Origin of the sequence: Streptomyces umbrinus (genome assembly GCF_030817415.1) — a bacterium.
Lineage (GTDB): Bacteria > Actinomycetota > Actinomycetes > Streptomycetales > Streptomycetaceae > Streptomyces > Streptomyces umbrinus_A.
Map to the genome: position 1 here is coordinate 9,883,041 of NZ_JAUSZI010000002.1, position 26,365 is coordinate 9,909,405.

25 protein-coding genes and 1 pseudogene are annotated in these 26,365 nt (G+C 70.3%); 16 read left to right on the forward strand and 10 right to left on the reverse strand.

Annotation, left to right across the window (positions count from 1 at the left end):
• The first annotated feature begins 15 nt into the window (after window positions 1-15).
• Window positions 16-474 (forward strand): cupin domain-containing protein, encoded by a 459-nt coding sequence (locus QF035_RS43660; RefSeq protein WP_307527116.1) that lies wholly within the window; start codon window positions 16-18, stop codon window positions 472-474.
• A 95-nt stretch (window positions 475-569) separates the two neighbouring features.
• Here the strand turns inward: QF035_RS43660 and QF035_RS43665 are convergent, their stop codons facing one another.
• Window positions 570-1,064 (reverse strand): cupin domain-containing protein, encoded by a 495-nt coding sequence (locus tag QF035_RS43665; RefSeq protein ID WP_307527118.1) that lies wholly within the window; start codon window positions 1,062-1,064, stop codon window positions 570-572.
• A 209-nt stretch (window positions 1,065-1,273) separates the two neighbouring features.
• Here QF035_RS43665 and QF035_RS43670 point away from each other — a divergent pair, with 209 nt between their 5' ends.
• Window positions 1,274-2,494 carry an IS110 family transposase gene (locus QF035_RS43670; protein WP_307523192.1) on the forward strand — a complete coding sequence of 407 codons (1,221 nt, stop codon included), beginning with the start codon at window positions 1,274-1,276 and terminating at the stop codon, window positions 2,492-2,494.
• 133 nt (window positions 2,495-2,627) lie between these two features.
• Here the strand turns inward: QF035_RS43670 and QF035_RS43675 are convergent, their stop codons facing one another.
• The 3 genes from QF035_RS43675 to QF035_RS43685 all read right to left on the reverse strand — a co-directional run bounded on the left by QF035_RS43675 (window position 2,628) and on the right by QF035_RS43685 (window position 5,821).
• Window positions 2,628-4,154 (reverse strand): MFS transporter, encoded by a 1,527-nt coding sequence (locus tag QF035_RS43675; RefSeq protein WP_307527120.1) that lies wholly within the window; start codon window positions 4,152-4,154, stop codon window positions 2,628-2,630.
• Complete coding sequence (locus QF035_RS43680) at window positions 4,151-5,116, reverse strand: alpha/beta fold hydrolase (protein WP_307527122.1); 966 nt, start codon at window positions 5,114-5,116, stop codon at window positions 4,151-4,153. The genes QF035_RS43675 and QF035_RS43680 overlap by 4 nt, the downstream gene beginning before the upstream one ends.
• A gap of 234 nt (window positions 5,117-5,350) precedes the next feature.
• Window positions 5,351-5,821: a carboxymuconolactone decarboxylase family protein gene (locus QF035_RS43685; protein WP_307527124.1), complete on the reverse strand. Its 471-nt coding sequence runs from the start codon at window positions 5,819-5,821 to the stop codon at window positions 5,351-5,353.
• Window positions 5,822-6,070: 249 nt separating this feature from the next.
• Here QF035_RS43685 and QF035_RS43690 point away from each other — a divergent pair, with 249 nt between their 5' ends.
• From QF035_RS43690 to QF035_RS43710, 5 genes are all read left to right on the forward strand, one after another.
• Window positions 6,071-6,862 carry a DUF427 domain-containing protein gene (locus QF035_RS43690; protein ID WP_307527126.1) on the forward strand — a complete coding sequence of 264 codons (792 nt, stop codon included), beginning with the start codon at window positions 6,071-6,073 and terminating at the stop codon, window positions 6,860-6,862.
• Between the two features lie 161 nt (window positions 6,863-7,023).
• Window positions 7,024-7,974, forward strand: coding sequence for an alpha/beta hydrolase (locus QF035_RS43695; protein ID WP_307527128.1), 951 nt, complete (start codon window positions 7,024-7,026; stop codon window positions 7,972-7,974).
• Between the two features lie 90 nt (window positions 7,975-8,064).
• Entirely contained in the window at window positions 8,065-8,784 is a 720-nt protein-coding gene (locus QF035_RS43700) for an alpha/beta fold hydrolase (RefSeq protein WP_307527130.1), read from the forward strand.
• A 95-nt stretch (window positions 8,785-8,879) separates the two neighbouring features.
• Window positions 8,880-9,221 (forward strand): hypothetical protein, encoded by a 342-nt coding sequence (locus QF035_RS43705; protein ID WP_307527132.1) that lies wholly within the window; start codon window positions 8,880-8,882, stop codon window positions 9,219-9,221.
• A 103-nt stretch (window positions 9,222-9,324) separates the two neighbouring features.
• Window positions 9,325-12,096, forward strand: a complete 2,772-nt coding sequence (locus QF035_RS43710; protein WP_307527134.1) for a helix-turn-helix transcriptional regulator — start codon at window positions 9,325-9,327, stop codon at window positions 12,094-12,096.
• A gap of 21 nt (window positions 12,097-12,117) precedes the next feature.
• On the opposite strand, the gene QF035_RS43715 is transcribed toward QF035_RS43710, so the two are convergent.
• Entirely contained in the window at window positions 12,118-12,525 is a 408-nt protein-coding gene (locus tag QF035_RS43715) for an OsmC family protein (RefSeq protein ID WP_307527136.1), read from the reverse strand.
• 281 nt (window positions 12,526-12,806) lie between these two features.
• On the opposite strand from QF035_RS43715, the gene QF035_RS43720 reads away from it, so the two are divergent.
• From QF035_RS43720 to QF035_RS43730, 3 genes and pseudogenes are all read left to right on the forward strand, one after another.
• Window positions 12,807-13,517 carry a sigma-70 family RNA polymerase sigma factor gene (locus tag QF035_RS43720; protein WP_307527138.1) on the forward strand — a complete coding sequence of 237 codons (711 nt, stop codon included), beginning with the start codon at window positions 12,807-12,809 and terminating at the stop codon, window positions 13,515-13,517.
• A gap of 115 nt (window positions 13,518-13,632) precedes the next feature.
• Window positions 13,633-13,923 carry a hypothetical protein gene (locus QF035_RS43725; protein ID WP_373467046.1) on the forward strand — a complete coding sequence of 97 codons (291 nt, stop codon included), beginning with the start codon at window positions 13,633-13,635 and terminating at the stop codon, window positions 13,921-13,923.
• Window positions 13,880-14,241 (forward strand): annotated as a pseudogene (locus QF035_RS43730) (LuxR C-terminal-related transcriptional regulator); the annotation flags it as partial. The gene QF035_RS43725 and the pseudogene QF035_RS43730, both read left to right, overlap by 44 nt.
• On the opposite strand, the gene QF035_RS43735 reads toward QF035_RS43730, so the two are convergent.
• Together QF035_RS43735 and QF035_RS43740 are read right to left on the reverse strand one after the other, a co-directional pair.
• Window positions 14,183-15,190 carry an IS630 family transposase gene (locus tag QF035_RS43735; RefSeq protein WP_307527140.1) on the reverse strand — a complete coding sequence of 336 codons (1,008 nt, stop codon included), beginning with the start codon at window positions 15,188-15,190 and terminating at the stop codon, window positions 14,183-14,185. The pseudogene QF035_RS43730 and the gene QF035_RS43735 sit on opposite strands and share 59 nt — an antisense overlap.
• Window positions 15,191-15,331: 141 nt before the next feature.
• Window positions 15,332-16,084, reverse strand: coding sequence for an SDR family NAD(P)-dependent oxidoreductase (locus tag QF035_RS43740; protein ID WP_307527142.1), 753 nt, complete (start codon window positions 16,082-16,084; stop codon window positions 15,332-15,334).
• 80 nt (window positions 16,085-16,164) lie between these two features.
• Here QF035_RS43740 and QF035_RS43745 point away from each other — a divergent pair, with 80 nt between their 5' ends.
• Together QF035_RS43745 and QF035_RS43750 are read left to right on the forward strand one after the other, a co-directional pair.
• Window positions 16,165-16,503, forward strand: a complete 339-nt coding sequence (locus tag QF035_RS43745) for an ArsR/SmtB family transcription factor (protein ID WP_307527144.1) — start codon at window positions 16,165-16,167, stop codon at window positions 16,501-16,503.
• Between the two features lie 178 nt (window positions 16,504-16,681).
• Window positions 16,682-17,425, forward strand: a complete 744-nt coding sequence (locus QF035_RS43750; protein WP_307527146.1) for an SDR family oxidoreductase — start codon at window positions 16,682-16,684, stop codon at window positions 17,423-17,425.
• A 24-nt stretch (window positions 17,426-17,449) separates the two neighbouring features.
• On the opposite strand, the gene QF035_RS43755 is transcribed toward QF035_RS43750, so the two are convergent.
• Entirely contained in the window at window positions 17,450-20,191 is a 2,742-nt protein-coding gene (locus QF035_RS43755) for a helix-turn-helix transcriptional regulator (RefSeq protein WP_307527148.1), read from the reverse strand.
• 234 nt (window positions 20,192-20,425) lie between these two features.
• On the opposite strand from QF035_RS43755, the gene QF035_RS43760 reads away from it, so the two are divergent.
• From QF035_RS43760 to QF035_RS43770, 3 genes are all read left to right on the forward strand, one after another.
• The gene (locus tag QF035_RS43760) at window positions 20,426-20,800 is read left to right on the forward strand and encodes a hypothetical protein (RefSeq protein ID WP_307527150.1); all 375 of its coding nucleotides are present in this window, start codon (window positions 20,426-20,428) and stop codon (window positions 20,798-20,800) included.
• Window positions 20,801-20,896: 96 nt separating this feature from the next.
• Window positions 20,897-22,363, forward strand: a complete 1,467-nt coding sequence (locus QF035_RS43765; RefSeq protein WP_307527151.1) for an aldehyde dehydrogenase family protein — start codon at window positions 20,897-20,899, stop codon at window positions 22,361-22,363.
• Between the two features lie 162 nt (window positions 22,364-22,525).
• Window positions 22,526-23,356, forward strand: coding sequence for a helix-turn-helix transcriptional regulator (locus QF035_RS43770; protein ID WP_307527153.1), 831 nt, complete (start codon window positions 22,526-22,528; stop codon window positions 23,354-23,356).
• Window positions 23,357-23,403: 47 nt separating this feature from the next.
• Here the strand turns inward: QF035_RS43770 and QF035_RS43775 are convergent, their stop codons facing one another.
• The gene (locus tag QF035_RS43775) at window positions 23,404-24,012 is read right to left on the reverse strand and encodes a malonic semialdehyde reductase (RefSeq protein WP_307527155.1); all 609 of its coding nucleotides are present in this window, start codon (window positions 24,010-24,012) and stop codon (window positions 23,404-23,406) included.
• Window positions 24,013-24,116: 104 nt separating this feature from the next.
• Between QF035_RS43775 and QF035_RS43780 the strand changes: the two genes are divergently transcribed.
• Window positions 24,117-24,518 (forward strand): winged helix-turn-helix transcriptional regulator, encoded by a 402-nt coding sequence (locus QF035_RS43780; RefSeq protein WP_307527157.1) that lies wholly within the window; start codon window positions 24,117-24,119, stop codon window positions 24,516-24,518.
• A 34-nt stretch (window positions 24,519-24,552) separates the two neighbouring features.
• Here QF035_RS43780 and QF035_RS43785 read toward each other — a convergent pair whose 3' ends face one another.
• Window positions 24,553-26,166, reverse strand: coding sequence for an FAD-binding protein (locus QF035_RS43785; RefSeq protein ID WP_307527159.1), 1,614 nt, complete (start codon window positions 26,164-26,166; stop codon window positions 24,553-24,555).
• Window positions 26,167-26,365: the final 199 nt, after the last annotated feature.

Here is a 26,365-nt window from a genome sequence, read left to right on the forward strand (position 1 = left end):
GGAAGGTGCGACCCAGTGTCGGAGAACTCACAGCACGACCACCACGGCCACGGTCACGGAGACGGCGGCGCGGACGGCCCCAGCTGGACCCGCGCGGCGAAGCTGCTCCAGGACGCCTCGCCGATCACGGTTCCCGAGGGCGCCTCGGCGATGACCATCCACGTCCAGTGGGAGCCCGGTGACCCCGGCACCCCGCCGCACCGTCACTCCGGCCCGGCCTTCGGGTACGTCGTCAAGGGTGCCGTGCGCTTCGAACTCGAGGGTGAGCCCGAGCGCATCATCGAGGCTGGCGGCACCTTCTGGGAGCCGGGCGGCGACGCCATCCACTACCAGGACGGCAACGCCCTCGACGACGAGACGACGGAGTTCGTCGTCACCATGATGTGCGCCCCCGGCAAGCCCATGCTCGAACTGGTCGAGGAGGAAGAGCTGAAGGAGCGCGCCCACCTGCGCGCCCCGAGGCCCACCGCCTGACCTCGCGGTCGGACGCGCACAGCGGGCCCCGTACCCGTGACACCGGTCGTCGCCGGGAGGTCACGGATACGGGGCCCGTCCGCTGTCGGCCGCTCCTACTCCACGAAGTACGAGTCATGCCGGTCGAAGAACGCGGCACGCTCCTCCTCGGAGGCGTGCGCCAGTTGGGAGACCTGCTCGAAGTACTCCTCGCGCGGGGCGCCCGGGGTGAACAGCAGCAGCATGTCGGCCGGGGCGTCGGAGTCGTTGCGGAAAGCGTGCAGCCCGCCCTGGGGCACGTGCAGGAAGTCCCCCTTGCGGGCGTCGACCCACCGCACACCGTCGAACACCCGCACCGTGCCGTCGAGGATGAAGAACGACTCCGAGATCCGCTTGTGGTAATGGGTCTTGGGGCCGCCCGCCCTGGGCCGCATCTCCACGCGGTACAGCCCGAACTCACCCCGTGTTGTGCCAGTGGTGGCCACATAGTGGAGGGCGTCCTTACCGGTACCGCTCTCACCGATGTCCGGCGGTGTGGTGGCCGGCCGGAAGACGGCGCTGACCTCACCGTCCTCTCCCCAGTACTTCTGTTCCGGGTACGGGTACGACATGTCTGGTCCTACCTTTCAAGAGTGGTTGCTCTGGTCATTCGTAAGATCGGAGGGCCCAGGGGCTCTGGGCATGGCTGTCATGTCGGCGCCGCTGGGATGGCTTAAGGAACTTGGCCACCCGGAGCCCCGCGACGACTCGACCGCCAATTGGGAGATGCGACTCCGATCGCTGCTGTAGGACAACGTCGGCGAGGTCGTCTGCGGGATCGATGAACGACGAGCTGGCGGAGGGATACGTGCCCGAGATCTGGGCCGGAGTGGACATCGGCAAGACGCACCACCACTGCGTGGTCATCGATACGGAGGGCAAGCGCCTGCTGTCCCGCCGGGTCGCGAACGACGAGAGCGAGCTCCTCGCCCTGATCAGCGATGTCCTGGAGATATCCCGGGAGGTGCTGTGGGCCGTCGACCTCAACCACGGCGGTGCCGCGCTGCTGATCGGCCTGCTGGTCAGCCACGGCCAGCCGGTCGCTTACCTCACCGGCCTGGCGGTCCACCGGGCCTCGGCCACCTACAAGGGCGGCGAGGGAAAGACCGACGCGAAGGACGCCTTCGTCATCGCAGACCAGGCCCGCGTCCGCCGCGACCTCGGCCTGCTGCGGCCCGGCGATGAGATCGCCGTGGACCTGCGCACCCTGACCACCCGCCGCCTGGACGCGGTCTTCGACCGGACCCGGCAGATCAACCGGCTCCGGGCCCAACTGCTGGAGATCTTCCCCGCGTTGGAGCGGGCCCTGGAACTGACGAACCGGGGGCCGGTGATGCTGCTGACCGGATACCAGACCCCGGCCGGGATCCGCCGGGCTGGAGCGAGCCGGATCGGGACCTGGCTGAAGAACCGCAAAGTCCGCGGCGCCGCCACACTGGCCAAGACGGCCGTGGAAGCCGCCCAGGCCCAACAGACCGCGCTGCCCGGCGAGAAGCTGGCCGCCGCCATGGTGGTCCGCCTCGCGAAGGGGGTGATGGCCCTCGATGAGGAGATCGCCGAGCTCGACGCCCTGATCGAGGCCCGGTTTCGCGAGCATCCGCACGCCGAAGTGATCCGCAGCCTGCCCGGCATGGGCACGAAACTCGCGGCCGAGTTCATTGCCGCCACCGGTGGCGACATGGACGCCTTCGGCAGCTCGGACCGCCTGGCCGGCTTCGCCGGCCTGGCCCCCAGGCCGCGCGACTCCGGGCGCGTCAGTGGCAATCTGCGCCGTCCCCGGCGCTACCACCGCGGTCTGCTGAGAACCATGTACCTGTCGGCCATGGTGAGCCTTCAGTGCTGCCCTGTGTCGAAGGCGTTCTACGACCGGAAACGGAGCGAGGGCAAGGGCCACAAGCAGGCCCTGCTGGCTCTCGCACGCCGACGCCTCAATGTCCTGTGGGCGATGATCCGTGACGGAAAGCAGTTCCATGCTTCACCCCCCGTCACACTGGCGGCTTGACATCACGATTGGGAAGTTCCTTTCCTGTGGCCGGCGCGCTGTGACGGGCCGGCGCGGACCACCGCAACAGCGGTCCTTTGAGCTACGAGACCGGTGAGCCCGCGGCGGTGTGAGTGCCGAGGCTGCGGTCGTGTCATTCGACGGCTTGGTGACGGATGAAGCGGGACACCAACGGGGGTTCCGTCAGCCACCCGTGTGTCCGCCCGTGCGGCGGATGCGGGGCGGTGGCGGTCTGCCGCAGCGCGCCGAAGGAGACCGCCGCGCCGACGGCAAGCAGGGCCGCGCACAGGGGCATGGCCCGGGTGAAGGCCGCGTCGAAGGCCGCATCCGACCGGTATGCCTCGGGGCCCATTCCGACCAGCAGCGGCAGCGCCGCCACGGCCACCAGACCGGCCGCCCGGGCGGCGGCGTTGTTGATGCCGCTGGCCAGGCCGGCGTTGGAGGCGTCCACCGAGGCCAGCAGAGTCACCGTCAGCGGGGCGACCAAGATGACCATGCCGCTGCCCATCACCAACAGGGCGGGGAGGATGTCGTAGACGTAGGACGCGCCCGGCCCGGCCCGCAGCATCATCACCATCCCCGCTCCGCACACCAACGGGCCGACGGTGAGCGGCACCCGCGGTCCCAGCCGCTGGGCGAGCATCCCAGCGTGGGCCGAGAACAGCAGCATCAGCACGGTGTTGGGCAGCATGGCCGCACCGGCGGCCAGCGCCGAGTAGCCGACGACGATCTGCAGGTGCAGGGCCGTGAGAAAGAAGAAGCCCCCGGTACCGGCGTACACGCACAGGGTGATCACATTGATGGCGGTGAACTGCCGTGAGGCGAAGATCGTCGGCGGCATCATCGGGTCATCGCTGTGCAGCTCCACGCGGAGGAACGCGGCCCCCGCCAGCACGCCGCCGACGGCCGCGACGCTGGCCACCGGACCTCCGTCGCGCGCCTCGGTCAGCGCGTAGGTGACCAGGGCGAGCGCCAGGGCGCCCAGGACGGCACCGGGGATGTCGAAACCGGCCCGCCACCACCCTGCCGCGCGGGCCGCCTCCTGGTGCGGTGCGCCTACAGACTCCGGGACATGACGCAGCGCCACCGGCACGCACACCAGCGCCGGGACGATGCTCAGCAGGAAGGTCCAGCGCCAACCGGGGCCGTCGACCAGCCACCCGCCCAGGAACGGTCCTAGGGCGGCGCCGATGCCGCCGAACCCGGACCACAGGCCGATCGCGCGCGGCCGGTCGTCCGGGTGGAAGGAGGACTCGATGATCGCCAGTGAGCCGGGGGTGAGCAGCGCTCCGCCGACGCCCTGGAGTGCCCGGGCGGCGATCAGCGTGTTGGTGTCCGGGGCCAGGCCGCACAGCAACGAGGCCACCGCGAACCAGACGGTGCCCAGGACGAAGACGCGGCGCCGCCCGAAACGGTCTCCCAGGGAGCCGCCCAGCAGGATGAGTCCAGCCAGGGTCAGCATGTAGGCGTTGACCGTCCACTGGAGCACGGCGAGGTCGGCGTCGAAGTCCTCGCCGATGTGGGGGAGCGCGACATTGGTGACCGTCGAGCCGAGCAGCACGACGCCGGAACCCAGGACGGTGGCCAGCAGAGTCCACCGGCCCCGGGCAGTGGCGATGCGGAGGACGGTGGTGCCCTCGGGCGTGGGGGTCTGGTTCATGGCGCGTCCTGGCGTTCCCGGGCGAAGGGTTCGCGGCCGGCCTGCTCCTGCCGCAGGTCGCGCACGTCGCGTACGGCCGCCGCGAACGCCTCGGGGCGCTCCTGCGGAAGGTTGTGGCCGGCGTCTGCCACCTTGCGGTGGAGCCGTGGGCCGGTGAAGTGACGGGCGGACGAAGAGCCGTCCGTGGCCGGGAAGTTGCCGTCGGCCAGACCGTCCAGGGTGATGGCGGGCACCGTGATCGCCGGCAGCCCGGCGAGACGCGCTTCCAACTCCGCGTACTGCTCGGCGCCCGGCGCGAAACCGAGCCGGTGCCGGTATGAATGGAGCACTACGTCGGTGTAGTCGGGGTTGGTGAAGGACTCCGCTGCCCGATCCAGATCACTCTCGCGGAACGGCCACTTCGGGGAGTTCCGCTTCCAGATGACCCGTGCGATCTCCCGGGGGTCGTTCGCCAGTCCGGCCCGTCCCCGCTCGGTGAGGAAGTAGTAGAAGTACCAGAAGCCCGCCTCCCGTTCGGGTGCGAGAGGGATCGCCGCCGCGCCGATGTCCTGGATGAGGTAGCTGTTGACCGAGACCAGGCCGAGGACGCGCTCGGGCCACAGGGCGGCGGCGACATTGGCCGCGCGCCCGCCCCAGTCGTATCCGGCGAGGTAGGCGCGCTCCACGCCCAGGGCGTCCATGAAAGCGACGACGTCCGCGCCGAGGGCGGCCTGCTGACCGGAGCGCGGAGTCGATCCGAGGAGGAATCTGGTGGGGCCGTGCCCCCGCAGATACGGAACGACGACCCGGAACCCGCTGTCCGCGAGCAGTGGGGCCACGTCCACGTAGCTGTGGATGTCGTAGGGGACACCGTGCAGGAGCAGCACGGTGTCCCCGTCCGCTGAACCCGTCTCGTAGTAGGCGACTTCCAAGACGTCCGTGCTGACCCGTCGCAGGGGGGCGAGTGCGTGGCGTTCTGACATGAGGGTCCTTGGGATGCGTGGCCCGCGACGGATGGCACGGCCCGCCGGGCGGGCGCAGCCGGTCGGCTCACGACGACAGCGGTGCCGTGCTTCGCGACGACAGCAGCGCCGCGTGCTACGCGACCGTGCGGGCATCCGTCGACAGGCTGGGGCGGGCTTGGCCCGTCGCCTGGTCGGTGGTCGGGGCGACCAGGCGACGGACGGTTCGTGTCCGGCCGGGCCGGAGCGGCTGACTCAGCCGAACATGCCGGGCTTGTAGCCGCCGGCCGGCTGCTGGTTGATGACGTTGATGCGGTTGTAGGCGTTGATGACGGCGATCAGCGAGATCAGCGCGGCGAGCTGGTCCTCGTCGTAGTGCTTCGCGGCGTTCGCCCACGCCTCGTCCGACACACCGCCTGCGGCGTCCGCGATGCGCGTGCCCTGCTCGGTCAGCTCCAGCGCGGCGCGCTCGGCGTCCGAGAAGACCGTGGCCTCGCGCCACACGGCCACCAGGTTCAGACGCTGCTGGTCCTCACCTGCCGCGGCGGCGTCCTTGGTGTGCATGTCGGTGCAGAAGCCGCAGCCGTTGATCTGGCTGGCACGGATCTTCACCAGCTCCTGAGTGGTGACCGGGATGGCCGCATGCACTGCCGCTCCGGCCGAGTTGAGGTGCTTCATGACCTTTCCGGCGAGGGCGTTGCCGAAGTAGTTGATGCGCGCGTCCACGATGTATCTCCTTAAGTGGGAACACTGACAGCTCATTGACCGTGAGGCCTCACGTTTTGTGACAACGCCTCGTTCACCACACCGTGCGAGTGCGCACCGTGTCCGTGGCCCACTTCCGGCTACGCCGTCGGGCGCCGATACCATCGAATGAGTAGATCAGGGCCCGTCGGCCCGAGCCGGCGCCGTCCTCCCGCGCCCACGGACACCGGGCGCGGCGAGCGCCGCACCTCCGAACACAAGGTGAACACCATGGCATCCGAAAGTGTCCTGCACCCGAGTCTCATCGTCCCGATCGGCCACGTCGAGCCCGTTCCGCGCCGGATCCGCGGAATGATCGGCGGCCGGGTCGCCTTCGATACCCGCCGCGCGCTGTACGTCTGGGAATGGCAGGCATATCCGCAGTTCAGCATCCCGATCGAGGACCTGGTGGAGGGTGTGCTCCACGACGACAAGCACACCGAGCAGCTCGGCGCCGGACCCGCGCACCGTCACACCTTGCACGTCGGCCCGGAAGTCCGCGCGGGAGCGGCGTGGATCTGGGGGGAAGGCGCCCCGCGAGCCCTGCGCGACACCGTGCGTTTCGAGTGGGAGGCGCTGGACTCCTGGTTCGAGGAGGACGAGCCGGTCTTCGTCCATCCGCGCAGCCCGTACTCCCGTGTGGACGCTCTGCGTTCCAGCAGCTCGGTCCGAGTGGAGCTGGACGGCGTCGTGCTGGCGGAGGCGGCCGACTGCGTGAAGCTGTTCGAGACCGGCCTGCCGACCCGCTACTACCTCGATCGCACGAACATCGACTGGACGCGGCTGCGGCACTCGGACACGGTGACCCGATGCCCCTACAAGGGGACGACGAGCAGCTACTGGTCCTTCGACAGCGACACCGCCTCCCACGAGGACATCGCCTGGACCTACGACTTCCCGACCATCCACGCCAACCGCATCGCCGGACTCACCGCGTTCTACAACGAACACGTCGATCTGTACGTCGACGGCACTTTGTTGCTGCCGAGGCCCGTGGACCCCGCCCAAATGGCATCCGACTAGCGACAACTGTTCCCTTGGCCGGCAGGGCGCTTGCTCGAGAACGGACCTGGCCGACAAGTGAATGTCGTGCCGTTTTCCCGGACGCGTCACACTTTGACTCCCGGCACGGTCTCTTGAGGTGGAAAGCCTTCCGATATCCACCTTTCTCAAGGAGTAAATCCGTGAGTGACATCATCCTCGAGCCCGCCGCGCAGGAATTCGCCGACGCGACCGCCAAGCCGCCGCTGCTGTACGAACTCGGTGTCGAGGGCGCCCGCAAGCTGCTCGACGACGTACAGTCCGGGCCGGTCGAGAAACTCGACGTGGACGAGAAGTGGATCACCGTACCCGCCCAGGTCGGCGACGTGCGGGTGCGCATCGTCAGGCCCGTCGGCAGCACCGGCGTCCTGCCCGTCATCCTCTACGTGCACGGCGGCGGCTGGATCCTCGGGAACGCCGGCACCCACGACCGTCTGGTGCGTGAACTGGCCGTGGGCGCCGAGGCGGCCGTCGTCTTCGTCGAGTACGACCGCTCGCCGGAGGCCAAGTACCCCGTCGCCATCGAGCAGGCGTACGCCACCGCCCAGTGGATCACCACCAAGGGCACGCAGGAGGGCCTGGACGCCTCCCGGCTGGTCGTCGCCGGTGACTCCGTCGGCGGCAACATGAGCGCCGCCCTCACCCACATGGCCAAGCGGCGCGGCGACGTCACCTTCCTGCATCAGTCGCTGTACTACCCCGTCACCGACGCCGCGCAGGACACCGAGAGCTACCGGGTCTTCGCCCACGGACCGCACCTGACCGCCAAGGCCATGGAGTGGTTCTGGGACGCCTACACCACCGACCCGGCGGAGCGCAGCCAGATCACGGCCTCCCCGCTGCACGCCACCCTGGAGGACCTCCAGGGACTTCCCCCGGCGTACGTCGTCGTCGACGAGAACGACGTGCTGCGCGACGAGGGCGAGGCGTACGCCCGCAAGCTGATCCAGGCCGGCGTGCCGACCACGAGCGTCCGCTACAACGCCAGCCTGCACGACTTCATGATGCTGAACACGGTCCGCGGAACTCAGGCGTCCACATCGGCGATCGAGCAGGCCGTTCACGTCCTGCGCAAGGCCCTCGGCACCGACTGATCCATTCCGCATGGCGATTCCGCGGAAATTCCGACACAGCCGAGCCCGATGACGCGCGTAATTCGCCGGTTGATCGAAAGACCCACTTCCATGAATGCAGTGAAACCCACCGTAGTCCTCGTGCACGGCGCTTTCGCGGACTCGTCGAGCTGGAACGGCGTCGTCGACAGGCTCCAGTCGCACGGCTATCCCGTGGTGGCCGCGAGCAATCCGCTTCGCGGGCTGACCGCGGACAGCGCATACGTCAGGCAGCTCCTGGTGTCCATCGCCGGACCCGTCGTCCTGGTCGGCCACTCCTACGGCGGCTCGATCATCAGCAACGCCGCGAAGGGACTCGACCACGTCAGGGTTCTCGTCTTCGTCGCGGCGTTTCTGCCGGAGCAGGGCGAGAGCGCGGTCGACCTGTCCGGCAAGTTCCCGGGCAGCACGCTCGGGGAGGCGCTCCACCCGGTGCCGGTGACGCTCCCCGACGAGAGCCAGGTCGCGGATCTCTACATCGAGAAGAGCAAGTTCCACCAGCAGTTCGCCGCCGACGTCCCCGCGGAGACCGCGGCGATCATGGCGGCCACGCAGCGGCCCGTGGCCGATGCCGCGCTGGCGGAGGGCGCCTCCGCCCCGGGGTGGCGGGACATCCCGTCCTGGGTGCTCATCGCCTCCGAGGACCGGAACATACCGGCGAGTGCCCAGGCATCCATGGCCGAGCGCGCGGAGGCCACGGTGGTCGAGGTCGCGGCCTCCCACGCGGTCAGTGTCTCGCGGCCCGGTGAGGTCGCGCGACTGATCAACGAGGCGGCGCAGGCGACCGGTTGAGTGCGCGGTGGGTCGCGGCCGTCCGAGGCCGGCGGCGACCCACCGGCACCACCGCCCGCACTCAGACCGGGCGCCTCCGACACTGGGAGCACATCATGAAAACGAGCAAACAGGCCGCTCGTGGGCTGGCCGACCTCGAGGCGTACCTGTACCGCGAGGCGCATCTCAGCGCCGCTCGCCGGCGTGTGTCCGCCTTCACCGAGAGGACGGCCGGGCTGACCCACGGGCAGAAGCGGGATATCGAGCAGTGGTATCTCGAGGAGCAGAAGTACGTGGCCCGCATGGTGACCGAGCACATCGCCGACAGCGTCGGCGCGGCCGAGGCGGCGCATCACCTCCGGTTCGGACACTGGCTGCGCGGGACGATGCTCGCGATGGCCGTGATCTGCCTGGTGACGTTCGTGTGCACGGCGGTTGTCGTGGCATCGGTGGCCTGACCCGCGGACGCGTCACCCGGCCTTCAGGAGAGGTACGGGCCGCGAGTGACTGAAACTGATCGGTTGTGCGACGCCGGGGTATGGTGGCGGCCGGGAGGCTGCCATGGCGAGGGACGGAGCAGGGTCCGAACTCATCGGGCGGCAGGACGAGTGTCAGCTCCTCGAAGGTCTCCTCGCGCAGGTCAGGGCCGGTCAGAGCGGGGTTCTGGTGCTGCGCGGCGAAGCGGGGATCGGGAAGACCGAACTGCTGAACCATCTGCTCGACCGGGCCACCGGATGCCATATCGTCCGGGCGGCCGGCGTGCAGTCCGAAATGGAGCTCTCCTACGCCGGACTGCACCAGCTCTGCGCCCCGCTGCTGTCCCACCTCGACGGTCTCCCCGAGCCGCAGCGCGACGCACTGCGCACGGCCTTCGGCATGCAGGTCGGCGCCGCCCCCGACCGCTTCCTGGTCGGTCTGGCCACGCTGAGCCTGCTCGCCGCGGCCGTCGCAGACCAGCCACTGCTGTGCGTGGTCGACGACGCCCAGTGGCTGGACCGGGTGTCCGCCCAGACCCTGGAGTTCGTCGCGCGACGGCTCCACGCCGAACCCGTCCTGCTCGTCCTGGCCGTCCGTGAGTCCGGCTCCCGTGAGGTGCTCGCGGACCTGCCCGAGCTTCCTGTGCGGGGACTGAACGAGCGTGATTCCGGCGAGCTTCTCGACTCGGTCGTCACCGGCCCGCTCGACCAGCGGGTACGGGACCGCATCGTCGCCGAGACGCGCGGCAACCCGCTGGCCCTGCTGGAGCTGCCACGCGGCCTGACCCTCCTGGAGATGGCCGTCGGCTTCGGAGGACTGGAGACCCGCCCCCTGTCCAGCCAGATCGAGGCGGGCTTCCTCCGCCGTATCCGAGCCCTGCCCACGCAGACCCAGCAACTGCTGCTGATGGCGGCCACCGAGCCGGTCGGTGACGTGTCGCTGCTGCGGCACGCCGCCGAGCGCCTGGGCATCGACGTGGAGGCCGCCGCGACCGAGGCCGAGGCCGCGGGACTGATGACACTCGGCACCTGGGTGCGTTTCCGCCATCCACTGGTGCGCTCCGCTGCGTACCGCGTCGTCGGCTTCGAGGAGCGCCGGCGCGTGCACCGAGCGCTGGCCGAGTCGATCGACCCGACGCTCTACCCCGAACGCCGTGTCTGGCACCTGGCGAGCGCCACGACGGGACCGGACGAGGCGGTGGCCGCCGAACTGGAGGAAACCGCCGGGAGGGCGCACGCGCGCGGGGGTGTCGCGGCGGCGGCGGCCTTTCTGCACCGGGCCACCGAACTCACGCCCGATCCCGTGCGCCGCGGAACCAGGGCACTCGCCGCGGCGCGGGCGAAGTACCAGGCAGGCGCCTTCGACACCGCGCGGGAACTGGTCGACGCGGCGGAACTGAGCCCTTTGGACGGGCTCGGAGCTGGACGGGCGACTCTGCTGCGAGGGCAGATCATGTCCGCGGGCAAGAGCGCCAGCGTCGGACTGCCACTGCTGCTCGAAGCGGCCAAGCGGCTCCAGCCGTACGACTCCGCACTCGCCGGTCAGACGTACCGGGACGCGGTCTACGCGGCCCTGACCGCTGGCCGGCTGGCCACGGGCGGGGTCCGCGACGTCGCCGAGGCGGTGCTGGCAACGCCGGAGCACGTCGACAGCGCGAGCCGCGAGGACCGCCTGCTGACCGGCCTCGCACGGGTCATCGTCGAGGGCTACTCCGTGGGCACGCCGACCCTCATGGACGCCGTCGCGGAGTTCCGGTCGGAAAAGCTCTCACGGGAGTACGGCCTGGGATGGCTTCCGCTCGTGTGCCGTACGGCACACAACATCTGGGACTTCGCCGCCTGGTCCGAGCTGTCGGCGGAGCTGGTCGACCTCGCCCGCGACAACGGAGCGCTCGCCGTGCTGCCCTCGGCGCTCCTGCTCCGCCTGTCGAACCGCGTGTTCGCCGGCGACCTGCGCGGCGCCGCCTCCCTCGTCGTCGAGGCGGACGCGATCGGTGAGGCCATCGGCAGCAGCTTTTTCGCGCACTACGGCGCACTCGTCGTGGAGCCCTTCCGGGGACGGGAGTCAACGACCCGGCACGCGATCGAGACCGTCACCCACGACCGTCTCCTGCGCGGTGAGGGCAAGGTGACGACGGCCACCCAGTGGGCGACCGCGGTCCTGTGCAACGGTCTCGGCCGGTACGGCGAGGCATACGGCGCGGCCGAGCGTGGCTGCGAGAACCCGCAGGAACTCGGGCTGTCCCTGCAGTCCCGGGTGGAACTCGTCGAAGCGGCCGTCCGACTGGGCCGTAACGAACGTGCGGCCGAGGCCGTGCGAACCATCGACGAGATGGCGCAGGTCAGTGGTACTCCCTGGGCGCTCGGCACCTCCGCCGCCACGCGGGCCCTGGTGAGCGAGGGGGAGGCCGCCGACGTCCTGCACCGGGAGGCGATCGAGCGGCTGGACACGGCCGAGACCCGGATGGACAGCGCCCGGGCACGACTCCGTTACGGCGAATGGCTGCGCCTGCAACAGCGGCGGGCGGAGGCCCGTACCCGGCTCAGCGAGGCACACGAGATGCTCAGCGAAGCCGGAGCGGACGCGTTCGCCGAGCGCGCGCGACGGGGGCTGCAGGCCGTCGGCGTCAAGGTGAGCGTCCGCGCCTCTACGGCGTCGGCCGCCCTCACCGCAAAGGAGGTCGAGATCGCGCGGCTGGCCCAGGGAGGCTTCACCAACCCGCAGATCGGCGCCCGGCTCTTCCTCAGCCCGCACACGGTCGAATGGCATTTGCGCAAGGTCTTCGCGAAGTTGGGCATCTCCTCCCGCAAGGAGATCGGCTCGGTGCACCTGGACGCGTTGGCGACCACATCCTGACCGCCGACGTGCCGACGGGGCCTAGACGGGCGACGCGTCCGGTTCCGCCAGCAGAGCGGGTACGGTGACGATCTTCGCCTCCCGGGTCAGCAGCCGGTGAATGGGACAGCGCCCGGCCGCCGCCAGCAACTGATCCCGCTGAGCCGGGTCCAGGTTGCCGGTCAGCCCGACGTTCTTGACGATGTGCCCCTGCTCTCCGAACCGGACGGCGACGTCGACCCGTTCCAGTGGCCAGCCGTGCCGGTCCGCCATGGCCCGCACCGCCATGGAGGTGCAGGACCCCAGCGCGGCCAGCAGCAGCTCTCCCGGGGTGGGACCGGCGTCGTCGCTCATGGGCTCGGGCTCGTCGGCCGTCAGGTGGTGAGGGCCGATCGTGACGGAACGGTTGAGCCGCCCACCTTCGGCGACGGTCACGATGCGCGTGCTCATGGGTCTTCCTCTCGGCCAAGATGCGGGGACCATGGTGTGGCTCATCCCTCTGCCTCAGAGACCGAGCGGCGTACGGCCATGTGACGGGTCGGCCCGGAAAAGATCGAGGCGTCCTGGCCGGTCCCGGGTCGCGGAGCGCGACTACGGTCCCACCACGGCCTGACTACGGCACCACCACGCAGCTCCCACGGACTGTCAATGGCGCGGTGTCGGCGCCGCCGCGCGAGGTTGGGACCAGCGGTGTTCCGAGCCGCTGACCCATCCCGGCGGAGGAGTCGACCGTGGAGACACATCTGTGGGAAGCCAGGCGCACGCAGGTCCTGGGCGGTCGCCCGGCGGCCTCGGCCATCGACGACTTGGAGGACGCGGCAGCCGTCTACTGGCGGATCCGGCCCTCACTCCTCACGATCGCCTATCGCATCCTCGGCAACGCGACCGAGGCCGAGGACGTGCTGCAGGAGGTGTGGCTGCGGCTGCACCGCACGGACCGCCATGCCGTGCACAGCCCGTCGGCGCTGCTCCGGACGATCACCGTCCGGGTGGCGATCAACGTCCTTCACTCGGCCCGCAGACGGCGCGAGTACTGCGCCACCCCCTGGCTTCCGGAACCGCCCGACCCCGACACCACACCGGAGGCCGTGGCCGAGCGACAGGACGCGGTGGAGGGAGCGGTCGGCCTGCTGCTCGAGACGCTGACACCCCGGCAGCGCGCCGCGTTCGTCCTTCGGGAGGGGTTCGGATATCCGTACGATCGAATCGCCGCGCTGCTCGACATCAGCGTCGTCAACGCGCGACAGCAGGTCGCCCGTGCCCAGCGGCACCTCCTCGGACACGGTCGGCGGCGCTCGGTGGACGCCGTTACGCACCGCCGCCTCGTGCAGGCGTTCTTCGCGGCCGCTCAGGCAGGTGACATGGCCCGGTTGGAGCAGGTCCTTCTGAACGACGTCGGACGGCCCGAGGGCGCGCCGGTGAGCCGGACTGCGGACGCCTAGCCGACCCGCTCGGGAGTAGGCTCGTCAAGGTCAATGCCTTGTCAATGCCTTTCGCGCGGTGCGGGGTGTGCGTGGTGCTCGGACGCGATCGTGAACGCCAGGTCATGACGATCTGGTGGCCGAGATACGAGGCGGCCGGAGCGCCGTCCTCGTGGTACGTGGGGAAGCCGGCATCGGCAAGACCGCCCTCGTGGACCATCTGGCCGCCCATGTCTCCGACTGCCGGACGATCCGTGCCGGTGGCAGCGAGGCCGAGATGGAGCTGCCGTTCGCCGGACTGCACCAGCTCGTCGCCCTCTTGCTCGACGACATCGATCACCTCTTCACTCCGCAGCACGAGGCCCTCGACATTCGCCTTCGGCCTGGTGTACGGGGAGTGGTTGCGGCGGGCGAACCGGCGAGGTGACGCCCGTGAGCAGTTGCGGCCGGCGTACGAGATGCTCGCCGGGTTCGGTGCGGTCGGGTTCACGGACCGTGCCGCCCGTGAACTGCGGGCCACCGGAGAGGCGGTGGCCCGGCGAGACCGGCTCCGGCGTCGTTGACCGCACAGGAGAGGCAGATCGCGGGGCTGGCCCGGGACGGGCTGACCAATCCGGAGATCGGGGCGCGGTTGAGCCCGCACACCGTGGAATGGCATCTGCGCAAGGTGTTCGCCAAACTCGGCGTCACCTCCCGCCGACAGCTCGGCTCCGCCCTCGCCGACGGGCTACCGACCGCATCATGATTCCCACTCTTCTCAAGCGACCTCGTGTCGCACGATCTGGTTCAGCCAGGAGGCGTGGACCGGGGTGTGGACCATGACGGCATTCGGGAACCTGTCGGCCAAGCGGTCCACAGCTTTCCTGCCGCGATGCGAGGAGCCGTTGTCGACGATCCAGAAGACGCGCTTCGCGCTTGCGTAGGGCTCTTGGTTCATGACCTGCTCCCGGGGCCATGAACGGCACGACGCCGGTCTTCGGCTCGCAGCGACCGAAGACCCGGGCGTGATCGACGTCGTATGCGGCCAGGTAGGCCAGGGCCCCGCCGCGGCCGTAGGTGTGCTTGACGCGCATCGCCCGGGTCTGGCCCGGGGCCAGGGTCGGATGGCAACGGCAGCGGGCCTGGATGGAGGTCTTCTCATCGCTGGAGACGACGTACTCGTCCCTGCCCAGCGGGACGCCGTCGAAGACGCGGGCGTACAGATCCAGGACACGTTGTGCTCTGGCGCGGAAGTCCGGGGCGCGGATGAAGATCCAGGACCGGTACTGCCAGGGCTTGAGCGCATCCTGGTGCAGCCAGCGGCGCACGGTGGACCCTGAGACGGTGTCGGTGATCCCGCGCGCGGTCAACGCGGCGGCCAGATCCGGGCATGACCAGCGCGACAGCGGCACGCCGGTCTCGGCGGGGAGCTGGCAGGCCAGTGCCTTGGCCTCGGCGACCTGCATGGGGGTGAAGCGGGCCGGGCGCCCTGAGCGTTTGCGGTCGGCCAGGGCTGGCAGCCCGCCGGCGGCGAACCGGCCGCGCCAGGCACGGACCGTGTCCACGTGCACGTGCGTCTCGCGGGCGATGCGCGCGTTGGAGTGCCCCCGTGACGCGTGCAGAATGACCTGCGCGCGTACCCGCAGCCGGTGCTCGGTCTTGTGTCCGTAGGCCATCTTCTTCAGCCGGTGGCGCTCGGCGGCGCTCAGTTCCACGGGCACAGCGACGCACACGGACATAGCAGGAGGACGGCCGATCCTTGGGGACGGTGAATAAGGAGGCAGCGCCCGCCCTGGAATCCTGCGACGGCACCTCAGCCAGCGCCCCTTTGGGCGCTGGGTGGTGGCATTGAGGCGTCAGGTCAGTTCGAGTCCGCCGTCGATGGTGAGGACCTGCCCGGTGAGCCAGGCGGTGTGGGGGCCTGCGAGCCGCAGGATCCATGCGGCGATCTCAGCGGGGTCACCGCGGCGGCCCAGCGGGATTCGTGCGGCCTCGTCGGCTTTGATCTGGTTGATGGCCGTGTCCGGGAGACCGGCGGCGATCAGGGCTTCGCTTTCGGTCGGCCCGGGGGCCACTGCGTTGACCCGGATACCGTCAGACGCCAGCTCCAAGGCCCAGCTGCGGGTGAGTTGTTCGAGTGCGGCCTTGGATGCGCCGTAGTGACCGGCGCCGGCCGCAGGTCGGTGCCCGAAGGTGCTGGAGACGTTGACGATCGCCCCGCGGGAGGCTTTGAGATACGGCAAGGCCGCGTTTGCCAGCAGGCTGGGCGCGACGACGTTGACGGCCAGCAGTTGGGCGATACGGGGCGCTGTGGCCTGCTCCAGCGGCATCGCGGCGAACGCGCCGGCGTTGTTGACCAGGACATCGATGCGTCCCCACCGGCCGAGGGCGGCGTGGACAACCGCCTCGGGTGCGTCGTCCTGGGTGACATCGACCGGAAACGACACGATGGATGGATGCTGCGCGGCGCTCTCCGCGAGGGCGTCTGGCCGGCGGCCGACCCCCAGAACGTGAGCGCCCGCGCCGGCGAACGTGGCTGCGGTCGCGCGTCCGATCCCCGATCCGGCTCCGGTCACGATCACGACCTGGTCAGCGAAGTGACTGTTCATCGGCTCTGGTACGGACACAGCAAACCCCAATGTTCGATGTTCGATGTTCGTCGAATGTCGATTGAAGTTAGCATGTGGGTATGAGAGACCCGCAACACCCCGACCCCGGCGACATCACGCTCACCCGCGTGCTCGCCGCGCTCAGCGACCCGATCCGGCTCGGTCTCGTGCGGCTACTGGCCGATGGCCAGGAACGTGGCTGGGGGGAACTGCGGGCACCTGTTGGTAAATCCACCTTGAGTCACCATCTGAAAGTCCTGCGGGACGCGGGCATCACCCGCACCCGCCAGGAAGGCACCCGCTGCTTCGTCCAACTGCGCCGCACAGACCTCGACACCCGCTTCCCGCACCTGATGGCAGCACTGCTCTCGGTGGCGGCCGCCGACGGTATCGGCGAAGACGTCACCGCGGCCACGTGACGGTGACCCGGGGCAGTGTCAACCCCCGAAGGACTTCCGGAGCCGACCATTAAGGGCCCTTTCACGGACTGCCTGGGGCGGACGATCCCGATTCCGTGGCCGTGTGCTGTCACAGACGTGGCGCCTGTCCTGTCTGTAGGACGGAGTTGACAACCAGGTCGGTGGAAAGAGGGATCACATGCGGGTGGCCGTGGCCGGAGGTACCGGTCTGGTGGGAAGACACGTCGTCGCGGAGCTGCGTGCCGCCGGACACTCGCCGGTGATCCTCGCCCGTTCGCACGGCGTGGACCTGACCACCGGCGCCGGCCTGGCGGAGAAGCTGGCCGGCAGCGATGCGGTGATCGACGTGGCGAACGTCGTCACCACGCGGAAGAAGGTCGCCGTCGACTTCTTCTCCCGTGCGACCGGCCACCTGATCTCCGCGGCGCTCTCGCACGGAATCGGTCATCTGGTCACCCTGTCGATCGTGGGCAGCGACGAGGTCGACTTCGGCTACTACTTCGGCAAGCGCGTGCAGGAGGAACTGGTCCGCGACGGAGGAGTGCCGTGGACGGTGCTGCGCGCCACCCAGTTCTTCGAGTTCCCCGAGCCTCTGCTGGCCGCGAGATTCCCCGTGGTCATGATGCCGAGAATGCTCACCCAGCCTGTCGCCGCGCAGGACGTCGCGGAGACCCTCGTCGAGCACGCGGTACGCGGCCCGGCCGGGATGGCACCGCAGATCGCGGGGCCCGACCAACTGGACATGGTGGACCTGGCGCGTCGCATCGTGCGCTCCCAGGGTCGGCGCCGCCTCGTCGTGCCGGTGACGCTTCCGGGCAAGGTCGGCAGAGCGTTGACATCGGGCGGCCTGCTGCCGCGTGGAGAGTACGTCCGGGGGCGCCGGACCTTCGACGCCTATCTCACGTCCCGCGGGGCGTCCTGAGACGCCACGTCCGCGAAGCGCCGCTCACAAGGCCGTGCGCAGCAGCCGCCGGGAAGTGATGCCGAGCTTGGCGTACACCTTCCGCAGATGCCATTCCACGGTGTGCGGGCTCAAAAACAGCTCGGCGCCGATCTCGGAGTTGGTGAGCCCGTCCCGGGCCAGACGTGCGATCTGGGCCTCCTGAGCGGTGAGCGCCGTCGCGGCGGTGCCGTCGCGACGGGCCGTCGACTCACCGGTGGCCCGCAATTCACGTACGGCGCGCTCCGCGAAGGCGCCCGCACCGAACTGCGCGAACAGGGCGTGCGCCCTCCGCAACTGCGCACGGGCGTCAGCGGTGCGGCCCTCGCGCCGCAACCACTCCCCGTACAGCAGATGCGACCGGGCCGTCTCCATGGCGACGCGGGTGCGTCCGAGCCGCTCGATCGCCTCCCGGTACAACTCCTCGGCCGCACTGCCCTGACTGAGCAGCGCCCGGGAACGCGCCTGGACGCCCATCGCCCAGTCCGTGGCGGCGGCGTCCGTGATCTGGGTCAGCCGGACCAGCGCTTCCTCCGCCGCGTCGGTGCGGCCGCTGCGGACCCCGGCCTCCACCTGCTCGACCAGTCCCCAGTTGGCCGCGACCAGGTCCTGTGGATGGGCACTCGCCAGCCGGGCGGCCTCCCACGCCTGCTCGTACTTGCCCAGACCGTTGTGGAGCAGGGCTCCTGCCCGGCGTGCGACGGCCACGCCGAGGCCCTCACCTCGCTGGACGGCCTCCTCCATCCTGGCCCCGATCAACGCGGCGGCTTCGCTCGCGTGCCCCTGCCAGGCGGCGAGCGTCATCGTGCCGTACGGCGCGAAGCCGCTGCCGACCGCCTCCTGGACCCGGTCGATCTCCGCGACGAGCAGCGCCGCCGCGTCCAGTTCACCGGCGCATGCGTGGATGACGACCCGTGAGTTGAGCGCGAGCGGCAGCTCGGTCAGCGCGCCGACGGCGCGGGCGGTCCGCACATGGCGTGCGGTCAGCTCCGTCCAGCCCTCGAAGTCCCACATCTCGGCCGCCAGCGTCGAGGCCAGCCACGACCAGCGCAGCACCTTGTCGGGCTTGGTCTCCCGGCGGAACGCGCTCACCGCGGCGCGCGATACGGCGACCGCGTCGCGGAACCCGGCGGTGAAGCGGGTGACGAGGGCCTCCAGGAGCAGATCGGCGCTGGTCGGCGGTCCCGTGTGCGGCGGGGACGTCTGCTGCGCCGCTGCCGCCACCTCGCGCACGCCCACGTCGGACGCGAGGCGCCCGGCGAAGATGGCGGCCGACAGGGTGTCCAGGAAGGTTTCGCGAGCCAGCCCGACATCGAGCGGCACCATGCGCCGCGCGGTGACCAGCAGTTGGGGGAGCGCTTCGGCGATGCGACTGAAGGCGAGCGACAGCCGGGCCTCGACGAGGTCCGCGCGGGCGCGATCGAGTTCGTCGAGAACTCCGGCCCGCGCCAGGGCCAGCAGATCGCGAGCCGCGGTGGGCGCGCCGGCCCGGAGCTTCGCCTGAGCCGCGGCGAGGGCACGCTCGGCCTTGCGCCGTGGGTCGGGCGTCAGCACGGCCGCGTGGGCGAGGAACGCGGCCGCCGCCGCGGTGCCGCCCCGGGCCACCGCCCGCCCGGCCGACGACTCCAGTTCGGCGGCGATGGTCTCGTCCGGCTTGACCGTCGCCCGCGCGAGGTGCCAGGCGCGGCGGTCGGGGTCGAGAACGGGGTCGGTCACCTCCGCCAGCGCCCGGTGGACCTCCCGCAGCTCCGCGAGTCCGGCCGACCGGTAGACGGCGGAGCGCAGCACCGGATGCCTGAAACGCACCAGGGCCCCGACGTCGAGCAGCCCCGCCGTCACGGCCGGGCCGGCCGCGTCGGGGCTGATGCCCAGGAGTTCGACGGCGCTTCTGAGCAGCGTCATGTCACCGATCGGCTCGGCGGCCGCGGTCAGCAGCAGTCGCTGCGTCGCGGTCGGCAGCGAGTGCACCCGCGCCAGATAGCTGCGCTCGATCCGGCCGGTCACCCGCCCGGGGCCGGGAAAAGCGGATTCCTCCTCCGGTTCCGCGTCGATGCGGCCGTGGGAGAGTTCCAGCAACGCGAGGGGGTTGCCGCGTGCCTCGGCGAGAACGCGGTCGCGGATCCGCTCGTCCATGGGGCCGTCGACCGCCGTGTCCAGCAGCGCGCGGGCGTCGGCGTCGTCCAGGCCGTGCAGCGTCAGCTCGGGCAGGCCGGCCAGGTCGTCGTGTCCTCGCCGCTCACGGGAGGCGAAGACCAGAGCCAGCGGTTCGGCGAGCATCCGTCGCGCCACGAAGGCCAGTGTCTGAGCGGAAACCCGGTCGAGCCACTGCGCGTCGTCCACGAGACAGAAGAGCGGCTGCCGGGCGGCCACGTCGGTCAGCAGCCCGAGCACGGCCAGACCGACCAGGAACCGGTCCGGAGGCGGTCCCGCGCTCACCCCGAACGCCGTGGCCAAGGCTTCTCGCTGAGGTGGCGGAAGGGACTCGGCGTGCCCGAGAAAGGGAGTGCAGAGCTGATGCAGTCCCGCGAAGGGGAGCTCCATCTCCGACTCGGCGCCCGCCGCACGGGCGACGCGGTGCACCGCGACGCGTGCCGCGAGGTGATCCAGGAGAACGGACTTCCCGATTCCGGCGTCACCGCGCAGGATCAGGACCGCGCTGCGTCCGGCCTCCACCTCGGCGACCAGCTCTTTTAGTGCTCCGTACTCGCGGCGCCGACCACGCAGTCGCTCCGCATCGCCCCCGTTCACGCCCGCCCCCACACGCGGCGAGCATAACAACACCGCCTGCTGAGGCCGTTGCGACCAGGGGCGGGCGGCCTCCCGCACGCTTCACGGCAGCCGGACCGGCCCGGCGGGTCCCGAGCCGATTGTCACAGATTGGCCAGCTACCTCATCAAATAGGTAGAAGTTCAACTTTCTGGTCGATCACTCAGAAATCCTGGCACCGGGATCAACCGGCCCGGCGTCGCAGGCGGAGAGGAGATGAGACCCATGCTGGTCGAGATGGACCGCCCCATCCTTCCGGGCACCGCGGACACAGGGCTCGGCGTGAGGGTGAAGTGGCTGATCGGCGTGCCGTTCCGGGCCGACAATTCCCGAGTGGTGCGGCTGTACTACGTGGTGGACGGCACCCGTGACGTCGCCCAGGCGGTGCAGGCCGCCATGGAGCGCGCCAACAGTGCCCAGGAAAGGCGCGCCCGAGGCGGAACGCCCGTGACGGCAGAGGACATCGAGGTGCGCAGGATCATGCTGGACGCCCTCGGGTACTCGAGCCTGGAGGCTGACGGTGACGGGTCGGCCGTGCCGAAGCAGCGCCGCCGAAGCAGCGCCGAAGTGGCGCCGCCCGCCGACCCCTGAGCCGCGCACCACGCGATCCTCACCGGCGCAGCGCCGAGATCCACTGCCGCGTGACCTGTGCCGCGTGACCTGGATCATGGGCATGAGAGGGCATGGATGTCCCGCGACGAGCGATGTTCCCTTGGCGACATGAACGAAAGCGTCAAGACTCCTTTCCCGACCCCGTCCCACTGGATCGACGGCCGCGCCGTCCGCGGTTCCGGGCCGTTGATCGACGTGGTGAACCCCGCCGACGAATCGGTCGCCGCCCAGGTGCACGAGGGCACGGAAGAGGACGTGAACGCGGCGGTGGAAGCCGCGCTCGCCGCCCAGCCCGGATGGGCGGCGACGTCCCCGCAGCACCGTGCGGACGTCATGCGGCGCCTGGCTGAGGGCTTGCAGGCACGCAGCGAGGAACTGGCGGCCACCATCACCCTGGAGATGGGCGCCCCGATCGCCTTCTCGCTGCAGGTGCAGGTCGGATTCCCGGTCGCGTCGACCCTGGCCGCGGTCGCCTCGGCCGAGCAGTTCGAGTGGACGGAAGTGATCGAGAACTCGCTCGTCGTCCGCGAGCCCATCGGTGTGGTGGGGGCGATCACCCCGTGGAACTTCCCGTTGCAGCAGTTGGTGACCAAGGTGGTCCCGGCGATGCTCGCGGGCAACAGTGTCGTCCTGAAGCCCTCGGAGACCTCTCCCCTCAGCGCCCGAATGTTCGCGGAGATGGCCACCGAGGCGGGTGTCCCGAACGGTGTGTTCAATGTGGTGCAGGGCACCGGCCCGGTCGTCGGTGAGGCCCTCTCCCGGCATCCGAAGGTCGACATGATCTCCTTCACCGGGTCCACCCGCGCCGGCCGGAGCGTCTCCGTCGCCGCCTCCGGCACGGTGAAGCGCGTCGCGCTCGAACTGGGAGGCAAGGCGGCCCATATCATCCTGCCCGAGGCCGACCTCGACTCCGCCGTCACTCGCGGACTGGCCTTCGCCTGGGCCAACGGTGGTCAGGCATGCGGCGCCTACGTACGCATGCTCGTGCCCGCGAGCCTTCAGGAGACGGTGGTCGACAAGCTGCGGACGGCGGCCGAGGAGTACGTGGTCGGCGACCCCGCCGACGAGGCCACGCGGATCGGCCCGCTCGCCTCGGAGACCCAGCGCCGACGCGTCGACGACTACATCCGGCGCGGCATCGCCGACGGCGCCACGCTCGTGGTGGGCGGCCCCGGCCGCCCGGAGGGCTTCGAGACCGGCGCCTACGTCAAACCCACGATCTTCTCCGACGTCGACCCCGAGTCGGTCATCGCCCAGGAGGAGATCTTCGGGCCCGTCCTCGTCGTCATCCCCTACGCCGACGACGATGACGCCGTCGCGATCGCCAACGGCACGATATACGGGCTCAACGCCGCGGTGACCGGTGACGAGGACCATGCCCTGGCCATCGCCCGGCGGCTGCGCGTCGGTCAGGTTGACATCAACGGTGCACAGCACAACTTCCAGGCCCCGTTCGGCGGGTACAAGCAGTCCGGCAACGGCCGGGAGATGGGCCGTGCCGGCCTTGAGGAGTTCCTCGAGACCAAGGCGATCACTCGTTGACGCGACACCGTCAGGACCGGAGAACACACTGTTCGAAGGAATGCGTGAGCTGGTCGGAAGCGTTGACAGACCGAGCGGCTCCCGCGGTCGCGTGCGAGCCGAGTCTCTCCCACGGTCTCGTGCGAGCCGACTGTTTCCGGCGTCGCGTGCGAAAGGACAACCATGGCAGACCGGGCAGCGCTGGCCGCCTTCCTGCGAGCCCGCCGCGAGGCCCTTCAACCCGAGGACGTCGGGTTGTCCCGCGGTCGCCGCAGGCGCACCGGAGGGCTGCGCCGCGAGGAGGTCGCGGCACTGTGCGACATGTCGGTCGACTACTACAGCCGGCTCGAGCAGCCGCGCGGCCCCAACCCCTCGGAGCAGATGCTCGCCGCGATCGCCCGCGGACTGCACCTGTCGCTGGAAGAATGCGACCTCCTCTTCCAGCTCGCCGGCCACGCCCTGCCGCGCCGTGTGCCGGGCGGTGACCACATCGCCCCCGGGATGATGCGCATCCTGGACCGGCTGGAGGACACGCCCGCCCAGGTGATGAACCACCTGGGCGAGACGCTGAGGCAGACGCGCCCCGCCGTGGCGCTGCTGGGTGACCAGACGGCCCACACCGGACTGGCGCGCAGCTCCCACTACCGGTGGTTCACGGACCCCGGCGCCCGCCTCGTCCACCCCGAGCAGGACCACGCCGAGCAGAGCCGCCTGATGGTGGCGGACCTCCACAGCGCCTACTCCCGCGACGGGCGCGACTCGCGCGCCGCCGAACTCGTGGACGCACTGAACAGGGAGAGCCCCGAGTTCGCCGCCATCTGGCGGGAGCGCCCCGTGCTGGGGCCGTACTGCGCCACGAAACGCTTCCACCACCCGCAGGTCGGGACGCTCGAACTGCACTGCCAGACGCTGGTCGACCCCGACCAGTCCCAGCGGCTCGTGGTGTACACCGCGGCACCGGGAACCGAGAGCCACACCAACCTCCGGCTGCTGTCCCTCCTGCCGGTCATGTAGGGGCACGGCCCCGGGCCGACCGGCAGGAGGAACCGGTGCCCTTGGCGTCAGGCCCAGTCGAGGGCGTGCTCGTGGTCCAGCCGCGGCATGCGGTCGAACGCCGGGGGTCCGGCCGGATGGCCGATGTTGACGACGAGGATGGAGGTCCAGTCGCCGTCGGCGAAGAACTCCTTGTCGATCCCGGCCGGGTCGAAGCCGCCCATCGGACCCGCGGCCAGGCCGAGGGCGCGCACGGCGAGGATGAAGTAGCCGGCCTGCAGCGGACCGTTGAACGCGGTGACGGCCTCACGCTGGGCGGGCTCGCTCTCGAAGTGCTTCTTCATCTCCGGGCGGATCGGCAGGATCTGCGGGATGTGCTCGTGGAAGCGGCGGTCCACGGCGAGCACCGCGACGACGGGCGCGGAGGCCGACTTCGGCCGGTTCCCCTCGTCCAGGTGCGGCAGCAGCCGCTCCTTGCCTTCGGGCGTACGGACGTACAGGACACGCAGCGGCTGGGTGTTCGCGGCGGTCGGGGCCCAGCGGGCGAGCTCCCATATGGCGGTGAGCGTCCCGTCGTCGACCGGCGTTTCCGCGAAGGAGTACGCGGTGCGTGCGTCGGTGAAGAGCGCGGCGCGGGCCTCGGCGTCGATGCGGGGGAGGGCTCTGGGGACGGACATGCGGGATTCTCCTGGCTCGTTTTAGTGAAGTAACTATAAATATCATTGGTGCTACGAAAAACAGAGCGACGATCGGCAGGCTAGCACCCGGATACCCTGAGGTCATGGAGCAGGCGAAGGAGACTCAGTCGGCCGAGGCGAGCGGCGCGGATGCCGGGCAGCACCATCCGGCGGCCTGTGACGGTGCGCTGACCAGGGCGTTCAGCTTTCTCGGCAAGCGGTGGAACGGTGTCATCCTGGCCACCTTGCAGCACGGGCCCCTGGGCTACGCCGAATTGCGGCGCGCGGTCGAGGGCATCAGCGACTCGGTGCTCTCGGAGCGGCTCTCGGAACTGTCCGCCGCCGGTCTCACGCTCCGGGACGTGGAGCCCGGCCCGCCCGTCACGGTGCGCTATCGCCTCACCGCGGACGGGAGAGCGTTGATGCCCATCCTCGGTGAGCTGGCCGGGTGGGCCTCCCGGCACCTGCCGGAATCACGGACCTCGCGGGGCGGGCGGACCCCGTGAGCAGGCCCGCGGAACCACTGGGCCGGCCCGCGGATCAGAGGGCACGGCCGTGGTGGAACGCGTCGGCCGAGACGTCGTGCATGAATTCGGCGAGGTGGGCGGGGAGGGAGGGGGCGTGCTCATGACTCACCCCGGTCGTCGGGGACCAGACCAGGTTGACGCCCGGATCGGGGTCGACATCGGGGTGGTCCGACCGGTGGTGACCGACCCGGGTCTCCCGCCGCTCCCTCGCACACTCCAGCGTGGCGCGCGCGGCGAGTACCGCGGACCTCAGATCGTAGGTGTGCGCGAGGTCCTGGTGACCGCCGAGGTCGATGTGCACGGCGATGTGCCGCATGCGGTCCTCGATCTCATCGAGGCCGGCGAGCCCGGCGGCCAGCCCGCTCCCGTCCCGTACGGCACCGGCGTACTCCGTCATCAGGTGGCGCACCGTCCGTAGCAGGGCGCGGGCGTTCTCGTGGCCGTCGGAGGCCAGCAGCCGGTTCACGTCCGACATCGCGGCGCGCACCGCAGCCGGCGACCGGTGCTGGGCGGCGAGCCCGGCCGAGTAGTCCGCCGCGGCCCGGCCCGCGATACGGCCGTACACGAGGAGTTCGCTCAGCGAGTGCTCCTCGAGCCGGTTCCCGCCGTGCGGCGCGCCGGCCGCCTCCCCGACGACGTAGAGCCCGCCGACGTCGGTGCCGTGGTCCTCGGGCCGGACCCAGACGCCCCCCAGGGAGTACTGGGCCGTTGGCGCGACTTCGACCGGGTCGTGGCTGATGTCGAGCATCTGGAGGTGCAACAAGGACCGGTGAAGCTGCGGCAGACGCGTCAGGACGGTCTCACGCGGCAGGTGGGACAGGTCGAGCCACACACCGCCGGCCCGCGTGCCCCGGCCTTCCCTGATCTCCGTGTAGGACGCCAGGGCGACCCGGTCACGGCTGACGAGTTCCATGCGCTCGGCGTCGTAGCGCGCCATGAACCGCTCGCCGAGGTTGTTCAGCAGGATCCCGCCCTCACCGCGTGCCGCGTCACCGAGGAGTACGCCCGCCGCGGGCTCGGGCGCGATCAGGCCGAGGGGGTGGAACCGCACCAGCTCGGGGTTGCGCAGCCGGGCGCCGGCCTCGACAGCCAGGCGGAAGGCGTCACCGGTGCTCTCGTGGCGACGTGAGGTCGTACGCCGCCAGATGCGCGTGTGACCTCCGGTCGCGAGGATCACGGAGTCGGCGTGCACGAGGTAGCGCGCGCCGTCGACCAGGTCGAAGCCGTAGGCACCGAAAACCGTGCCGTCGTCGACCAGCAACCTGGTGACGTAGACGCCCGACAGGACGGGAATGCCGAGTCGTTCCGTGTGTTCGCGCAGAACCCGCCGTACCTCCGTGGCGGTGTGCCCGGCGGCGACGGCGATGGTGCCGTACAGCGGGTCGGCGAACCGGCGGAGGACCGGTCCGTCGTCCCGCCGTTCCCGGGCGACGGCAGGACCAACGCTGGCAAGGGCCCCTTCGACTCGCCCGGACGCCATGACGTTGTGATCGTCGTCCGCAGTGTGTTTCGCCACCACCATGACAGCGACGCCCGCCTCGGAGACTTCGACGGCGGCTCGAAGGCCCTCCTCACCGGCTCCAATCACGAGAACGGATGTGGCGAGTTGATGCCCGAGTGACGACATGGGACCTCCTGCTGCAGTGGACGAGCGAGATCGTAGGCAGTGGTCGACCGGATGATGAACGCGGGTGTGACAGCTTCGCGGTGTTTGCCCGCGTGGGCTGTGTCACACGGTATGCTCACAAGGTGTGAACACTCTTCCAGGTATCGTGACAAGGACCCCTCCTCCAACCATTGCGGGAGCTCCCATCCCGGTCCGCCTA

Excerpts from the sequence above, each read along its gene's own strand:
- QF035_RS43770 (WP_307527153.1), top strand. The coding sequence starts at position 22,526 with ATGGCAGACCGGGCAGCGCTGGCCGCCTTCCTGCGAGCCCGCCGCGAG.
- QF035_RS43705 (WP_307527132.1), top strand. The coding sequence starts at position 8,880 with ATGAAAACGAGCAAACAGGCCGCTCGTGGGCTGGCCGACCTCGAGGCG.
- QF035_RS43740 (WP_307527142.1), bottom strand. The coding sequence starts at position 16,084 with ATGAACAGTCACTTCGCTGACCAGGTCGTGATCGTGACCGGAGCCGGA.
- QF035_RS43710 (WP_307527134.1), top strand. The coding sequence starts at position 9,325 with ATGGCGAGGGACGGAGCAGGGTCCGAACTCATCGGGCGGCAGGACGAG.
- QF035_RS43680 (WP_307527122.1), bottom strand. The coding sequence starts at position 5,116 with ATGTCAGAACGCCACGCACTCGCCCCCCTGCGACGGGTCAGCACGGAC.
- QF035_RS43690 (WP_307527126.1), top strand. The coding sequence starts at position 6,071 with ATGGCATCCGAAAGTGTCCTGCACCCGAGTCTCATCGTCCCGATCGGC.
- QF035_RS43780 (WP_307527157.1), top strand. The coding sequence starts at position 24,117 with ATGGAGCAGGCGAAGGAGACTCAGTCGGCCGAGGCGAGCGGCGCGGAT.
- QF035_RS43670 (WP_307523192.1), top strand. The coding sequence starts at position 1,274 with ATGAACGACGAGCTGGCGGAGGGATACGTGCCCGAGATCTGGGCCGGA.
- QF035_RS43775 (WP_307527155.1), bottom strand. The coding sequence starts at position 24,012 with ATGTCCGTCCCCAGAGCCCTCCCCCGCATCGACGCCGAGGCCCGCGCC.
- QF035_RS43700 (WP_307527130.1), top strand. The coding sequence starts at position 8,065 with ATGAATGCAGTGAAACCCACCGTAGTCCTCGTGCACGGCGCTTTCGCG.
- QF035_RS43745 (WP_307527144.1), top strand. The coding sequence starts at position 16,165 with ATGAGAGACCCGCAACACCCCGACCCCGGCGACATCACGCTCACCCGC.
- QF035_RS43715 (WP_307527136.1), bottom strand. The coding sequence starts at position 12,525 with ATGAGCACGCGCATCGTGACCGTCGCCGAAGGTGGGCGGCTCAACCGT.
- QF035_RS43765 (WP_307527151.1), top strand. The coding sequence starts at position 20,897 with ATGTCCCGCGACGAGCGATGTTCCCTTGGCGACATGAACGAAAGCGTC.
- QF035_RS43750 (WP_307527146.1), top strand. The coding sequence starts at position 16,682 with ATGCGGGTGGCCGTGGCCGGAGGTACCGGTCTGGTGGGAAGACACGTC.
- QF035_RS43675 (WP_307527120.1), bottom strand. The coding sequence starts at position 4,154 with ATGAACCAGACCCCCACGCCCGAGGGCACCACCGTCCTCCGCATCGCC.
- QF035_RS43785 (WP_307527159.1), bottom strand. The coding sequence starts at position 26,166 with ATGTCGTCACTCGGGCATCAACTCGCCACATCCGTTCTCGTGATTGGA.
- QF035_RS43665 (WP_307527118.1), bottom strand. The coding sequence starts at position 1,064 with ATGTCGTACCCGTACCCGGAACAGAAGTACTGGGGAGAGGACGGTGAG.
- QF035_RS43760 (WP_307527150.1), top strand. The coding sequence starts at position 20,426 with ATGAGACCCATGCTGGTCGAGATGGACCGCCCCATCCTTCCGGGCACC.